The organism is Aquimarina sediminis (assembly GCF_002895435.1).
Taxonomy (GTDB): domain Bacteria; phylum Bacteroidota; class Bacteroidia; order Flavobacteriales; family Flavobacteriaceae; genus Aquimarina; species Aquimarina sediminis.
The window spans coordinates 758,091-774,861 of sequence record NZ_POYJ01000002.1 but is presented as its reverse complement, the minus strand read 5'-3'; the positions used below and the strand labels follow the sequence as shown (position 1 = coordinate 774,861).

10 protein-coding genes are annotated in these 16,771 nt (G+C 34.0%); 5 read left to right on the top strand and 5 right to left on the bottom strand.

Translation table 11 applies throughout. The features are described from left to right. The first annotated feature begins 220 nt into the window (after positions 1 to 220). A complete protein-coding gene (locus C1X07_RS07685; RefSeq protein WP_103069393.1) occupies positions 221 to 1,276 on the top strand; it encodes a glycosyltransferase in 1,056 nt (351 codons plus the stop codon). Here the strand turns inward: C1X07_RS07685 and C1X07_RS07680 are convergent. The 5 genes from C1X07_RS07680 to chrA form a co-directional block, all read right to left on the bottom strand. Continuing rightward, positions 1,214 to 2,293: a sensor histidine kinase gene (locus C1X07_RS07680; protein WP_103069392.1), complete on the bottom strand. Its 1,080-nt coding sequence runs from the start codon at positions 2,291 to 2,293 to the stop codon at positions 1,214 to 1,216. The genes C1X07_RS07685 and C1X07_RS07680 overlap by 63 nt on opposite strands. Beyond that, entirely contained in the window at positions 2,294 to 2,977 is a 684-nt protein-coding gene (locus C1X07_RS07675) for a response regulator transcription factor (protein ID WP_103069391.1), read from the bottom strand. A 219-nt stretch (positions 2,978 to 3,196) separates the two neighbouring features. Beyond that, a complete protein-coding gene (locus C1X07_RS07670) occupies positions 3,197 to 5,584 on the bottom strand; it encodes an inorganic phosphate transporter (protein ID WP_103069390.1) in 2,388 nt (795 codons plus the stop codon). A 79-nt stretch (positions 5,585 to 5,663) separates the two neighbouring features. Continuing rightward, positions 5,664 to 6,863, bottom strand: a complete 1,200-nt coding sequence (locus C1X07_RS07665; RefSeq protein ID WP_103069389.1) for a porin — start codon at positions 6,861 to 6,863, stop codon at positions 5,664 to 5,666. A gap of 283 nt (positions 6,864 to 7,146) precedes the next feature. Beyond that, positions 7,147 to 8,277 carry a chromate efflux transporter gene (gene chrA, locus C1X07_RS07660; protein ID WP_103069388.1) on the bottom strand — a complete coding sequence of 377 codons (1,131 nt, stop codon included), beginning with the start codon at positions 8,275 to 8,277 and terminating at the stop codon, positions 7,147 to 7,149. A 265-nt stretch (positions 8,278 to 8,542) separates the two neighbouring features. Between chrA and C1X07_RS07655 the strand changes: the two genes are divergently transcribed. The 4 genes from C1X07_RS07655 (at position 8,543) to C1X07_RS07640 (ending at position 16,765) form a co-directional block, all read left to right on the top strand. Continuing rightward, on the top strand, positions 8,543 to 8,902 hold the full coding sequence (locus C1X07_RS07655) for a toxin-antitoxin system YwqK family antitoxin (protein ID WP_103069387.1): 360 nt from the start codon (positions 8,543 to 8,545) through the stop codon (positions 8,900 to 8,902). Between the two features lie 383 nt (positions 8,903 to 9,285). Next, positions 9,286 to 12,084, top strand: a complete 2,799-nt coding sequence (locus tag C1X07_RS07650; protein ID WP_103069386.1) for a TonB-dependent receptor — start codon at positions 9,286 to 9,288, stop codon at positions 12,082 to 12,084. A gap of 43 nt (positions 12,085 to 12,127) precedes the next feature. Next, positions 12,128 to 13,429, top strand: a complete 1,302-nt coding sequence (locus C1X07_RS07645) for a multidrug transporter (RefSeq protein ID WP_128755219.1) — start codon at positions 12,128 to 12,130, stop codon at positions 13,427 to 13,429. A 495-nt stretch (positions 13,430 to 13,924) separates the two neighbouring features. Next, positions 13,925 to 16,765 (top strand): TonB-dependent receptor, encoded by a 2,841-nt coding sequence (locus C1X07_RS07640; RefSeq protein ID WP_103069384.1) that lies wholly within the window; start codon positions 13,925 to 13,927, stop codon positions 16,763 to 16,765. The last annotated feature ends 6 nt before the right edge of the window (positions 16,766 to 16,771 follow it).

Genomic DNA, 16,771 nt, shown 5'->3' with positions numbered 1-16,771 from the left:
ACTTTCTATCCTAGAAGGTTTACCTAAGAAAACCTCAAACACATATTCATAAAAAATTCTCTCTAATGATTTAACAAATACAATACCAAAATAGGATCAAGTTTCACTAAAGATAATTTTTTGGTAAAATTAAGGAAATATATGCACAAGAAAATAGGATTACTTTTATTATTAAAAATCAAATTGTCGGTCGGTATAACAAACTAAAAACTAGAACATTTTGAACAAAAAAGTACTTGTAGCTCCTCTTAACTGGGGATTAGGTCATGCGACACGATGCATCCCTATTATTAATGCATTAATAAATGAAGGTTTAGAGCCTGTTATCGCTTCTGACGGTGTTGCTTTATCATTATTAAAAAAAGAATTTCCTTTTTTACACACCAAAGAGCTTCCTTCTTACAATGTAGAGTATTCGAAAAAAGGAAGTAATTTTAAATTAAAGATGCTATTAAACAGTCCTAAAATTGCTCACGCCATTAGTGCCGAAAAAAAGGCAATAAAAAAAATTATAGAGGAAGAGGATTTTTGCGGTATTATCTCTGACAATAGAATGGGAGTACGACATAAAAGTATCCCCTCTGTATTTATTACACATCAGCTTACGGTACTTAGCGGCAAAACTACTTCTATTAGTACAAAATTACATAATAAGTATATCAAAAAATTTGATGTATGCTGGGTTCCTGATATGGCAGACGATCCTAATCTTAGTGGTGAATTAGGGCATCCAAAAAAAAACAATATTCCAGTTACTTATCTTGGTCCATTAAGTAGATTCGACCATCAAATTGTGCCCAAAAAGTATGATATTATGGTTTTACTCTCAGGTCCTGAACCTCAACGAACATTGCTAGAACAAAAGCTTTTCCAGGAGTTTGAACAAAGCGATAGAAGGATTGTATTTGTTCGGGGACTTATAGAAGATAGGCAGCAAACATACATCAAAAACAATATTACTATTCATAACTACTTAACAGGAAAAGACTTACAAGACACCATAAACAGTAGTAATCTAATTATTTCGAGATCTGGATATACTACAGTCATGGATCTTGCTAAACTAAAGAAAAAGGCATTTTTTATACCTACCCCAGGGCAGTTTGAACAAGAATATCTGGCTGAGCGCCTAACTGTCAACAAATTAGTCCCTAGTTGTAATCAAAATGAATTTACTATAACAAAATTAAGAGATTTAAATTCGTACAAAGGATTAAGTAGTTTTAGTACTGACATTGATTACGGGGAACTTTTTCACTTTTTCCAGAGTAAATGAGAATTCGCTACCCACTCGATAGTCACTTTCTACATAAATACGTTCATGGTGCGCTTCGATAATATGTTTTACAATAGCTAATCCAAGCCCAGATCCTCCTTCTTTACGCGAACCACTTTTATCCACTCTATAAAAGCGTTCAAATAATCGTGGGATATGAGCCTGAGCTATCCCTTCTCCATTATCGGTGATTCTAATAATCGTTTTATTACGGATCAAATCTTCTACACTAACCTCGGTTGTACCGTCTTCTTTTCCGTATTTTATTGAATTTACAATCAAATTAGAAAGTACTTGTTGTATTCGTTCCTTATCGGCATGAACTAGTATTGGTTCTTCATAGTTCATATCAAAAGTTAGTGCAATGTTCTTTTTAGAGGCTTTCATTTCGTACAAATCAAATACGCTTTGTACAAGTTCGACAATATCAAAATTGGTATAATTTAGATTAAGATCTCCTGTTTCTAGCTTGGTGATCATATCCAGATCATTAACAATATAGATCAAGCGCTCAACACCTTTGTTTGCTCTATTTAAATACTTATCCAAAATAGCTGGATCATTCATAGCCCCATCCAAAAGAGTTAGAACATATCCTTGAACAGTAAACAACGGAGTTTTAAGTTCATGTGATACATTACCCATAAACTCTTTACGATACGCTTCTCTGATTTTTAAGGTTTCAATTTCTGTCTTTCTTTGCTTTGCAAACTTTTCTACTTCTTTGATCAAGGTTTTCATATCTGTTGTAACAGGACTGTCCTCGATGGTATCGACTTCTAACATTTCGATATCATCATAGATTTTTCGTACCCTCCTGTAGATAAATTTTTCAACCCGATATTGAATAATTACAAAGCATGCTGTATAACAAACAACTATGAAACCTATCATATATAATAGGTTAAACAATGACTGGAAATACAAAAAAACGCTCATTACGAGCGTTAATAATGCGGTTATATATAAAGACGATAGATATGCAAATCTATACGACTTCCTAAAGTTTTCTGCCATCTAAACTACAAACTTATATCCTACTCCTTTAATAGTCTTGAAACTGTCATCACCGATCTTTTCTCTCAATTTTCTTATATGAACATCAATAGTACGACCTCCTACAATAACTTCATTACCCCAAACCTTATCAAGTATATCTTCTCGTTTAAAAACCTTACCTGGTTTTGAGGCTAATAAAGATAATAATTCAAACTCTTTTCTTGGTAATACGATTTCTTTTTTATCTTTTACGATCTTATATTCATCTCTGTTAATTACCAAATTACCAATCTTGACGACGTTGTCTGCAGATTCTTCCTCCTTAATTCTTCGTAAAAGTGCTTTTACTTTACTTACCAAAACTTTTGGTCGAATTGGTTTTGTAATATAATCATCTGCACCAGCATCAAACCCTGCTACCTGAGAATAATCCTCACCCCGAGCAGTAAGAAACGTAATTATTGTATGTTGTAAATCTGGTATTTTCCGTATTTGTTCACATGCTTCGATACCATCCATCTCTGGCATCATCACATCCAGAATAATTAAATGTGGTTTTTTCTTTTTTGCAAGCTTTACAGCTTCAACACCGTTTTCTGCAGTAGTAACACTATACCCTTCTGCGGTAAGATTATATCCAACAATTTCTAAAATGTCAGGTTCATCATCTACTAATAATATTGTAATATCTTTTTTATTCATTGTATTATAGCATTATATCACATCAGAGGTAAATATACCACTTAATACCAAGTATACATACTCCTAGGCACTTGGTAACAATAAACTAACATTAAAAGTAAGAGCAGGTAACATTTACTTAACACAGTAAATTTACACTTCTAAACAGAAGATAAATAAACAAAAAAAAAGCTAAATGTTTACTATTTAGCCTTTTTGTGATTTTAAAAAATAGAATTATTATTTATGTTCTCTATACGTCTCTAACAAGTTCATTGTAGCGGTTATCAGATCTTTAGTTTCTAACAATAATCCAAAATATAAAGTGGTATTTTTAGGACTATTCTCTTCTGTTCTTGTTCTGGCAACCTGTTTGTCTATTTTATGACTTACTTTGTTAAAAAGCTCTTGTTTTTCACTAATAATTGTATCAATATGATCAAAATCTCTTTCGCTAAACGATTTTTTAATTTGACCAAAAAAACCATTTAATTGCTCTTCTATTTCTTTTAGATCTTTGATTTGATTAAATCTAAGTTTTTTATGATTGTTGTTTACATGCTTATGACTCGCTTTAGCAATATATTCTAGAGACTGAGACATATCTTGCAGGTACCCTAATATATTAATATAAAAGTTACTGGCTCCCACACTAGATTCATCTAGATTTTTGATAAAGTAGAAAATATTATCTCTTAAATCTTCAACTTCCTCATCTAATTTAGCAATTCCTTTTTTACTTTTCTTTAAAGCTATCAGGTCATATTTTACAAGACTATCAATGGTACTTGTGAAGATTTTATTCCCTCTGTTTACAAAGGATTTTATATTATCTGCACTCTCTTCGATAACCCCCTGAACAGAACTGCTTTCTGAACTTTTAAGGCTATCCTCTGCCTTCTCAGCTTTTACTCTTTTTCTATAGTTTATAGTATTTCTTGCCAATAGTAATATTGCCACCAATAATAACACTGCAATCATTACTGGACCACCAAGATTAATCAAAAATGCAACTGCTGCTGCTGCGATAAAAGCACTTATTGCTGTAAAAAACCATCCACCAATTACATTTAACACTCCAGCTACTCGGTATACAGCACTTTCTGTCCCCCAAGCTCTATCTGCTAATGAAGTACCCATTGCTACCATAAACGTTACATATGTAGTAGAAAGCGGTAATCCCATTGAGGTTGCTATCGAGATTAAAACCCCCGCTACCATAAGATTTACTGCTGCTCTTACCATATCAAAAGCAGGCATCTCATATGTTTTATCCTTTGGCAATTCGATAACATTTTTTGTAAATTGCTTTTCAATAAACTCTCTCGCTGGCTTTGGTGTAATAGCATTTAGTCCTTGAGAAAGTAATACTGTTCCTCTTACCACTCCTCTTGATAAAAAGTTTGGTTTAAAACGTTCTTTAGCTTCTCCTTCTCTAGAAAGATTGATTTCGGTTTCAGCAACATATCTTGCTTTTTTAGAAAACCATAATGTAAGTACCATAACGGCTCCCGCAAGAAACAATAACAATACTGGTGTATCTACTTTTTTGGCCAAAACATCCATAGAAAATTCTGCCGCAGGAACTCCAGAAGCTACCCAAGCCTCATAAGATTGCCATCCAGCAATAGGAACTCCTATAAAATTTACCAAGTCATTTCCTGAAAATGCCAAGGCTAATCCAAATGTACCTACTATAATAATAAGTTTATAAATATTTACTTTTAGAAAACTAATGATAGCATATGATACTAAAGAGCAAAGCACAAAACCAGCTGCTACAATTTCTAAAACATAAGTTTCTAAGAGTCCTCTTAATGTTAATTTAACTGTACCCGCTCCTCCATCTATTTTAAACAGGTTTTTTTGAGCCTTGGCTAGATCTTTCACACTCTCATAAGTAGTTCCAAAGTAGTTATTAGCCCACTCTAATAATCCTTCTGGACCTCCATTATATACAACATCAACTATAGCTTTAGCATAATTCGTTCCTTTAATTCCTTTCATAAAAATGAAATACAATAATGCAGTTAATGCAATCCCGCCAAATAGGGCCCCAACCCATTTTGCTTTCTTTTGAAAATTATAGGATAGTAGTAAACGGGTTATAAATTGCACAATAGCACCTACCGAGAATGCTATCAACACAGATAACAGAATCCCACTAATAATCTTTGTTGCAGTCTTAGTATTAATATAATTTCCCAAATCAGAAAAAGTCAATCCCTGATCTGCTCCAATTTTTATTAACGCAATAGACACTGCTGCCCCCAAAAGGTTAAATACAATAGACACCGTTGTAGAAGTTGGCATCCCTAGAGTATTAAAAAAGTCTAGCAGTAGTATATCTGTAATCATAACCGCCATAAAAATGATCATGATTTCATCAAAATAGAATTCACCAGGATTAAATATTCCTTTTCGAGCGACCTCCATTAATCCACTAGAAAAAACAGCTCCTGCCGCAATACCTATACTAGCCACTATCATTATCGTTCTAAACGATACTGCCTTAGAACCAATTGCAGAGTTTAAGAAGTTAACAGCATCATTACTAACTCCTACAATAAGGTCGGCAATCGCCAATACAGCAAGTGCTACAACCATTAATAAATAAATGTTATCCATTACTTTTTTGTTTAAAGTGCAAATATTATAATCAATTCTCAGCTTAATGTTACCAAACTGTTATGTATTGGTACAACATCTAGAAATGTATATCGAATTGTAATCTATACATTAACCCGCTACCAGCTCCATTTTCTGTGGTATAACTTATATCAGATTGAACTTTTAAGCTATGTCCCACAACATACTTTGAAACTCCCAAAGTATATTGTTCTTCTAGATCTCTACCAACTATTGCATCATAATTAAGGTTGGTATATCTCCCTGCAATTTCCCAATTACTTTTAAATAAATACCCTGCCTGAAAGTTTATTGCGCTACCTACCTGAACAATATCTCCTGTCGGTGTTCCATCTTCTTCTACTGCTATCGCTTCTTCAGCTTCTCTATCAGCAAACTCTGCCATTATAGAGAAACCTTTATATTTAAACATAGCATCTACAAATATCGTTGAAATATTAGTCTCATAAAAGCCTGTACTGGTTTCCATATAAGATCCCATATTACTTCTATTTTTAACTGCATTTGCATTAAAATCATATGTTGCTCCTATACCTAACTTAGGTGTTTGTTCTCTTTTAAGATCACCTCCTTTATAATCTCCCTTACCAGAAAACTTCCCAAAAGGTAATAATTCTATTCTACCTGTATATTGGTGTCCTCCTAAGTTTCCACTAGTAACATTTCTTCCTTCACCTTGTGAAACAGCAAGAGCCTCTTTTACCAAAAACTTATCTGATAATTTGAAGTGATGCCATAATTGTACTCCTAGATCACGATCAATATTAAACCTACTGTTCAATCTTGAGCGATCTACCAACTGTAAGTTTGCAGAAGAAATTACACGTTCTCTGTTTCCAGGCAGTTTTGTTTGCCCTGCCCACAGTGTAAAGTTTTTATAAAAGTTCCATTTAATAACTGCATCAAGAATATACCTCGGTGAATTTCCTGTAAATTCTGATGCCCCTGAGATATCTCTGTTCGATAACCCTAACTCTATTTTATATTTAAGCTTTGGGCTATAAACAAAACCACCAAATTTCAGACGTGCTCTTCTTACTAAAAAATTAGTTTCTGGTTTACTGTAATTATCATCATTAATATCCCAACCGGTTGTAGAAAGTAGTTGAAATCTTGTTGCAAATTTCATGCTCCAAGAACTATCCTTAGCAATTACATTTAGAATTCCTTTCCCAAACTTGGTCTCGGTAGTTTCTTGCGCATTTAAAGAACAAAACGTTAATAAAATTAACGTTGTGAAGGTAATTTTTAAATTCATAAGTTCAATACTAGTTTTTGTCGCTGCAAAGAACTTGTGTTAATGTTAAGTTAGTGTTAACTTAATGTTTTTTAATAATTATATTAAAAAACAATTTTTACGTATCTATGTAAAAGCAAAAAAGGCTAACCGAAAATCGGTTAGCCCAGTATTTCAAAAATCTAAGTCGACAAAAACTAATATGATTTTTTGAACTACAAATTTGTCATATTGACTCGTCAAAAATATTTTATTTGGCGAGTCTTTATGTTACTAAAACTTTAAGCTATCGTTAAAAATATTTTTAAACAATAGCTAATAAATATCCTAAAATAGAGCCTCCAAGCACTACCCACATTGCATTTACTTTTTTAATCGCAAAAACAACTATAACACTCAACACAGCTATGCATATCGATTTCCAATCGATTAGTGCATCAATACTCATTACATATAATACAGACAACATAATCGCCACAGCTGCTATATTAACCGAATCCAAAAAGTAGCTTAACAACTTGGACTTTCTCATTTTGGGAACTAGTGGATTAAGAAGTAGTACAAAAAGAAAAGAAGGAATAAAAATCCCTAAAGTAGCAGCTACTGCTCCCCAGAAACCAGCCAATTGATAACCTATAAAGGTAGCTGTAGACAAAACAGGTCCCGGAGTAAATTGCCCAACCGCGATAGCATCTATTAATTCTGATCTTGTTAACCAGCCATTTGTTACCAGCTCTGCATCCAAATACGCAAACAAAACGTAACCGCTACCATATAATATAGCACCTACTTTGGCAAATGTCCAAAATACCTTAAAAGAAGAAATTTTAACAAAACTAGCGACGGACAACTTAAACATAAAAAAAGGTGCGATAGACTGAGAAGTTATATTAATTTTAGATTTAGAATAAAAATACAGCGCTCCCAATACACCTGCACATAGTAATGCTACAATCTCATTTACTCCCAGGAGGCTAACCACTAATACCAATACTCCAATAACACCAATTTCAACACTCTTTAATGCTTTTTTTCCTAGTTTTAAAATTGCCGAAGCAATAATTGCCAATACAGCCGGCTTTATTCCCAAAATAAAAGGAGCAACCTCGGGTAACTGTCCATAGGCAGTATAAAACCACGCTAAAACACCAGTTATCAATACTGCAGGAAAAACAAAACAGGCGCCTGCTACAAATAAACCAGCAATTCCTGCTCGCTCATGACCACAATGCATTGTCATTTCGGTAGAATTAGGACCAGGAATCAAATTCGTAGCCCCTATAAGATCCAAAAAATGTTGTCGATCAATCCATTTCCTTTTATCAACTACCTCCTCTTCCATCATAGCGATATGTGCTGCTGGTCCTCCAAAAGCAAAAAGACCTAGTCTAAAAAAAACGATAGCCACCTCAATAAGTTTTTTTTTCTTGCTCATACAAATAGTTTTGTGTTGAAATTAGGACGAAAAATAGATCCTCAAAAATATAAATATAATGACAACATATAGTGACGGATAGGTAATCATATGATTCTGATCGACCATTAAACAGCATAATCACCCAAATCACAAACGCCTTAAAATCATACTATTATTGTTTCAATGTTAATTTAATGTTACGTAAATGTTGTTTAAATGTAAAATAAGTAGTACTTTTATAACATAAGTCGACATCCCAAATAATTATTAAAAGAAAAGAAATATGAAAAATGTAATGATTGCTATAGCCATTTTGTTTTCGGCGACTATGATGGCTCAGGATGTAAAACCTACTTTTGAAAAACAAGGTGACCGTATAAAAGGTACATTTTATTTTGAGGATGGAACAGTAAGACAACAAGGTTTCTATAATAACGAAGGTGTACTTCATGGAGAATGGAAATCATATGATATGACAGGAAAGAAAATTGCCATGGGACGATACAATAATGGTATAAAAACTGGAAAGTGGTTTTTCTGGAATGCTGATAAATTGTCTGAAGTAAATTATGACAAAAATCAAATTGCTGATGTTACCACCTGGTCTGGAAAAGACAATGTGGTCGTCAATTATAAAAACTAAATACTATTAAAAAAATAGATAAAAATTAGCTTCCGGTCGGGGAGCTTTTTTTGTTTAGAGTCTTTTCAAAAAACACCGATCTCTTATCCTTAATTTGACTTTTGTTACTTATATACTTTTAATATTACTTTTACATTATACACTTCACCCAAGTTTTCTTAACAAAAAAACTCATCTACAAAAAGAACAAACATTAATCACGCACACCCTTTATCACCAAAGGCTTACTGGCACGAATAACACTTTATTAATATTAAGAAAACATCTTAAAAACAAGGGTGGATAACAATTTTCTAACATTAAAATGATACATAATTAATTTTTGAGTAACATCAAATTAACACTCTCTATCGTTCTTTGCCCGGAATTTCAGAACAAGATAAATGAGAAAAATTGTTACACTTTTTGCGCTACTTTTTGTAGGAATACTCTTCGCGCAAGAAACCGGTTCAGTTACCGGAACACTGTTAGACAAGGAATCTAACAACCAGCCCCTTCCTTTTGCTAATGTATTAATCAAAGGAACCACAAAAGGAACAATAACTGATTTTGATGGGATATATAGTATCGAAAATCTAGAACCTGGTACATACACTGTAGAATTTAGTTTTGTAGGATATGAAACCCTAGAGATTAAAGATGTAGTCGTTAAACCAAATGAAGCCACAACTGTTAATACTTCTATTGGAGCTAGTGCCGCAGCATTAGACGAAGTAATAATCAAAACCACCACCAAAAAAGAATCGGAAGCTGCAATCCTATTAGAGCAAAAAAATGCAGTCACTATACAACAAAAGATAGGCGCACAAGAGCTTTCTAAAAAAGGAGTTAGTGATGTAGCAACTGGATTAACAAAAGCTACCGGTATTTCTAAACAAAGTGACAAGCTTTATGTTCGTGGATTAGGTGACAGGTACAACAATGCATATCTAAATGGATTGCCTATCCCTTCATTAAATCCAAAATTAAAACTTATTGACCTAGGTATTTTCCCTACAGATATCGTAGAGAACTTAGGAATTTACAAAACCTATTCGCCTGATATATATGGTGATTTTGCGGGAGCAAGTGTTAATATCGACACAAAAGATCGCCCGGGGAAAGGGTTTCTAGAAGTTGGATTTACCTCTGGAGTTAACACCAACGCTGTGGGGAATGATTTTTTCTTACTAAACGGAGGAAAATATGATGAATGGGGCTTAGATGATGGATCTAGAAGAGTACCTATCTTTTTGGATATTCCAAACTATAATTATGTAAGTACACAGATCGATTACTACCCCTTTGATACTTCTTTTAATCCAGTAAAAAGATCTAATGCTCCAGATGGTGGTGCCAGTATCACAGGTGGAAAAACATTTACTATTGGAGATAATCAAAAATTAGATGTCTTGGCAACAGCATCTTTTAGTCAAAATCACAAGACTGCATTAGATGGTCAGGAAGCTTCATTTAATGCTCAGGGTGGAGTTATTTCAAACTTTGAAAACACAGATAGATACCAGTACAATACCAATACAACCTTATTAGGGAGCATTGGATATCGATGGAACAGCAATAACAAAATTCTAGCTACCTCTTTATTTGTAAATGACACCCAGGATGAACTTAGAGAGTTTATTGGGTTTGGTAGCGAGGCTACAGACGTAAGAATATTTGCTAGAAGAGGTACTTATGAACAAAACAACCTCTTTACCCAGCAGCTTACCGGAGAACACAAATTCTCTGAAGATAAGTACAAACTATCCTGGGGAGCAGCATACAACAAAGCTCAGGGCTTAATTCCGGACAGAAGGCAATTGGTGTTTACAGAAATAGATGAAAATGTCTTGGTTCTTGGAGACAGAACAAGTCCGGATTTTGCAAACAACCAACGTTTTTATCAAGAGTTAAACGAAAACGATTACTCTGCAAAACTGGATTTTGATATCAACTTTACTAAAGATGAAGATGATAATTTCAAAAACAAGTTAACATTTGGAGTAGCTGCCAGGTCAAAAGATCGTGATTTTGAAGCCAACCAGGTAAATTATAACCTTAACAATCTAAGAAACACCAATGTTGATTTTAATAATCCCGATGCTTTATTAAATGAAACTAACTTCTTAAACGGAACTTATATCGTTCTTGAAAACTTAAATACAACAAGAATATATGAAGCAGACCAATTGACTTTGGGTGGTTTTGCAAATCTACAATACGAGTTATCCTCTAAATTAACTTTTAACGGAGGGCTACGTGCAGAATTGTTTGAGCAAAACGTATCCTACAGAGAACAGCAAGATTTAGAAAATTCTCCATTTAGAAAACAGCAAATAGAAGAAACCTTTATTCTTCCAAGCATTAGCTTAAAATACAAATTAACTGAAATTTCCAACCTTCGTTTTGCTGCTAGTAAAACAGTTACTTTGCCTAAATTTACAGAAGTAGCTCCATTCCTAGATGAAGATGTTACAGAAGCCACGTTAGGAAATCCAATCCTAACTAATTCTGACAACTACAACATTGATATCAAGTGGGAGCATTTTCCTGAACAATCTGGTGAATTGATTGCAGCTACAATTTTTGGTAAATACATTAAAAACCCTATTGAACAGGTATTCGTAGCATCAGCTGCAAATGTTAATACATTTGTTAACTCTGATAACGCTATCATTTTTGGTGCCGAATTAGAGTATAAAAAGAATCTTGGTAACCTTTTTAATGTAGAAGAATCCCTTTGGAATAATCTAAACTTTGGTATCAATGCAACCTTGATGTATACTCAGGTAGAAATTGACCCAACCATCACAACATTTAATGGATCTAATATTGCTCCAACCAATCTAGAGCGACAGTTACAAGGAGCTTCTCCTTATTTAGTTAATGCAGATGTGTCGTATTCTAAAACATTTGAAAATCACAAAATAACTTCTGCCATCGATTTCAACATGTTTGGTGATCGTGTATACTCTGCCGGTGGTAATGGTGTAGGTGATATTTTCGAAAAAGGATTTGGTTTACTAAACTTTAATTTCAAAGATGAAATAGGAAAACATGTAGAAATAAGCTTGAAAGCCAAAAACCTCTTAAATCCAGCAATAAAAAGATATCAGGACCAAGAAAGCATAGGTCAGGAGTTTACCACCTATAATTTTGACAACGGTATCAACTTTAGCCTTGGGGTTACATTTAAACTTTAATAATAAACAAAAAACGCAACTAAAAATTAATCATTATATAAAGATGAAAACTAGAAATTTATTTAAGGGAATATTAATCGGTGCAGCAGCTTTACTTAGTGCATGTACTGTGCAAGAAGATAACATTGGTGACATTACTATCAATGAAGGAAATACAGGAGAAACGTCTGGAACTATAACATTGGAGGGTAAAATTACCGAAAGTCGTACATTGATCTCTAGTGAAGTATATGAATTAAAAGGAGGAGTTTCTGTAGTAGATGGAGTAACATTAACTATCGAAGCAGGGACCAGAATCGTAGCCGGAAACACTGGTGGTGTATTTGCATACTTAGCCATAGAGCAAGGAGCCAAAATTATAGCAGAAGGAACGGCTGCACAACCTATCGTATTTACTTCTAACAAATCTACACCCAACCCAGGAGATTGGGGAGGACTTCTATTAGCAGGTAAAGCGCCAATAAATAGAGGTGTTACAGCTACTACAGAAGTTGCCAACCTTACTTATGGTGGTACTGATGCTACTGACTCTTCTGGAGTACTACGCTATGTACGACTAGAATATACAGGTGGAAAAATTAACGCCGATGCAGAGTACAACGGATTATCTCTATACGGTGTTGGAAACGGAACTACTTTAGAGTACATCCAAGCTTTTAATGGTAATGATGATGGTATAGAATTTTTTGGAGGAACCGTAAATCTTAAATATGCCATAGTATCAGGTGCTGGTGATGATTCTTTTGACTGGACAGATGGATGGATAGGAAACGGACAGTTCTGGATTGCACAACAAACGACTACTGCCGGAGATAGAGGAATTGAAGCCGATAACCTAAAATCAAATAATGCAGCAGCTCCTTTTTCAAACCCAACTCTATCAAATATTACACTTATCGGCGCAGAAGATGGAGATGGAAAAAACAAAGGAATCCTTTTTAGAAGAGGTACCAAAGTGAGTATTTACAACATGATTATCAAAGGTTTTGCAAAAGGTATTGAGTTAAATGACGATCAAACATTTACAAATCTTAACAACAATGAACTTACTATTCGTAATTCGATCATAGATAATGCAAACTCTTTTGATGTTAGCGATGGAACAGCAACTGTAGATCTTTCAGATTTTGCTTCTTTCAATAACTATTCTTTGGACCCTTCGGGAACGGCTATACCTACTGGTTTTGAGATTACAGGATTTAGAGGAACTTATGAATACACTACTGCTGCTGATGGAGTAGATAATTTTGATCCATCTACTCTTGGTGCATTCTTTGATGCTGCCAACTATGCAGGAGCATTACAAGAAAGTGATACCTGGACTTCAGACTGGACACGTCAATAACAAGATCAATCTATATGTAAACGCTTAAGCCTGGTTAACCACCAGGCTTTTTTTATTGTACCCCCAAACCTAGTATTTCTACGATAGAATTAAACCCGTTTAGCTTAAAAAAAATACTTCCTGGATACTCGTTTTAGCCAATCGTATTTTACCCCTATGTTAAGATCATTTATATAGATTAGCACACATTAACCTTAGCGTAACAATTATCTAATAATTTATAAAAAGAAGATTTTTTGTAGTTACTGACTATTATTCTCTAACAAAAGCCAGTATTAATTTTCAAGTAATTGTTTTTACAAACCCACATTTTCCAAATCATTAGCACGGTTTTTCCACCATAGATCTGGCTTCAAAATTAGTTATAAAACACAACGTTTTTTTTCTTCCTATAGAAATTTCCTACATCACAATCCCTTAAACTAACCATAATGGTGGGGTAAACCCAATTACTGTAAAACCGTATTTATTTGTATCAGATTTTGAAAATATATAATGAGAAAAACATTTACAGTAATAGCACTATTTTTTATAGGTGCTATTTGTGCGCAGGAAACCGGAACAATTGCCGGGAAATTATTAGATAAAGAATCAAACAATCAACCCTTGCCTTTTGCCAATGTAATAGTACGAGGTACAACCAAGGGGTCTTCGACAGATTTTGATGGTTTATTTGAGATTACAGATGTTCCTGCGGGTACATACACCATAGAATTTAGTTTTACAGGATACCAGACAGTAGAAATTCCTAATGTAACCATAGAAGCCGACAAAGTTGCTGTAGTAAATGCAACTATGGGAGCAACAGCAGCAGCCCTAGAAGAAGTAGTTATCAAAGTGGTAACTAATCGTGAGCGAGAAGAAGCTCTTTTACTAGAGCAAAAAGAAGCAATAACTCAAAAAACTTCAATAGGAGCAGAAGAACTATCAAAAAAAGGTGTTGGAGATGTTGCTACCGCAGTCGCAAAAGTAACAGGGATTTCAAAACAAGAAGGCTCGGGTAATGTATTTGTAAGAGGTTTGGGTGATCGCTATAATGTAACTACTCTTAATGGTTTGCCTTTACCATCTAATGATCCTTCTAAGAAAAATATACAATTAGGAATTTTTAATACTGATATTGTCGAATCAATTGGCATTGACAAAACCTATGACGTTAGGAATTATGGCGATTTTGCAGGTGCAAATATTGATATTACTTCCAAAGATTATAAAGGAAGTGGATTTATGGAAATTGGTCTCGAGACAGGAGTAAATACTGTAACTACAGGCGTCGATGATTTCTTTTTAACAGATGGTCCCAATTATAGCGGATTCTACGATATAAATCCACCAGCATTTCCACTAAGTAACTATAATTTTACAACTAGCTGGGATAGAAGAAAAACTTCTTTACCGATCAATTCTGGTATTTCTATTAAAGGAGGTGATTCATTCTACGTCTTTGGAGAAAACACAAAACTAAGCCTGTTTGGTGTTGGATCTTTCAATAACAACTATGTCTATAGAGAAGGAAAATCAAGAGGAGGAGTTACGGTAAACTCAATAGCAAACAGTGATTTTGATTATTTCAATTATGCCTATAATACCAATACTACCTTGATGGGAAATGCTGGATTAAAGCATAAAAACAATACCATTAGCTACAATGTGCTTTTTCTTAATACTTCTAGCGAGCAACAAAAAGAATTTTACGGTATTATAGATATCGAGGATGATGCTTCTGAAGGAGGTGGTTTTATACAAAGAGCAGTATTCGAAAGAACCTCACTTATCACTCATCAATTATTAGGGGACCATGAAATTGCAGAGAACTTTGAAATTAATTGGGGAGGATCATACAACTTTCTTAAAAACTCAGAACCTAATCGAAGACAGGTTACTCTAGTACCCGAAGTAACTAATGAACCTGATGGTCCAAGATCATTTCGTTTGGTATCAGCAGCTTCAGATAACCACAGATTCTATTCTGAGTTAAAAGAAGAAGAAGTAGCTGGAAATCTAAAGTTCGATTACAAATTCAAGAAAAACGAAGAAGGAAAGTTTGATGGCAAGATAACTCTTGGATATAGCGGAAGAGTCAAAAATGTAGATTTTGAAGCTACACAATTCAATTTTCAGATCTTCAATACTATTCCTCAGCCTATAGTAGATATCTATGATGTAGACGGCTACTTTAATCAAGAAAATCTTAACAATGGGTTATTTAGAATAAGAACTTTTAGAGGAACCATAGATGTACCAAATGCCCTTGATCCTCAATTCTACAAAGGAGATCAGAACATACATGCTGGGTTCTTAAACTTTGAATATGCATTTTCTCCTAAATTAACAATACTAGCAGGAATAAGAGGGGAACAAATCAATCAATCAATCGAATGGTCAACTTCATTGGACCCAGAAGGGGATAGTAACGAATTAGATTCTTTTGAAATTCTACCGGCACTATCATTAAAATACGAGTTAAGTGAAAGACAAAATCTGAAATTTGCAGCCAGTAAAACATACACTCTTCCTCAGTATAAAGAAAGAGCCCCTTTCTTATTTCAGCAAGTTAATCAGGATTATTTTGGTAATGAAAATCTGTCTCTTTCTACAGATTACAATGTTGATATAAAATGGGAGTTCTTTCCAAAATCAAGCGAAATTCTTTCTGCAGGGATCTTTGGGAAATTTATCGAAAACCCAATTAACTCCATTACTATCCAATCAGCTTCAAATGATATTACCTGGGCAAATACCGGTGAAAAAGCCACTGCTTTTGGAATTGAAATAGAAGCAAGAAAAAAAATATTTGAAAACGAAATTGACAAAGAAGACACTACCTTAAAAAACACATTAACTGCTGGTATAAATGCCGCATACATGACTACTAACCAAGATCTGGATAGTGAAAAAATATTAGAAGAAGCAGGTCTAAGCTTTATCCCTACATATGAAGAAACCGGCATATCTGGAGCATCTGATCTTATTGCAAATGCAGATGTAAGCTACTATAAAGATTTTTCTAAAGACAGAAACATGCAGTTGACTCTTGCCGCCAACTATTTCTCTGATCGAATTTTTGCCTTGGGTAATTTTGGAAAAGGAAACATCGTAGAAAAAGGAGTCCCTACACTAGATTTTATTGCAAAAGCTCAATTAACTCAAAACATAACTCTGGGATTATCTGCCAAAAACTTACTGAATCCAAGTATAGAAAGATTTCAGGAATCTGTAGACGGAGAACTTAACAATGATCCAGATCTTAATTTAAATTTTCAGGAAAAAGACATTACAGTCCTGTCCTACAAAAAGGGATATGACTTAAAACTATCATTATCATATAAATTTTAAAAACAA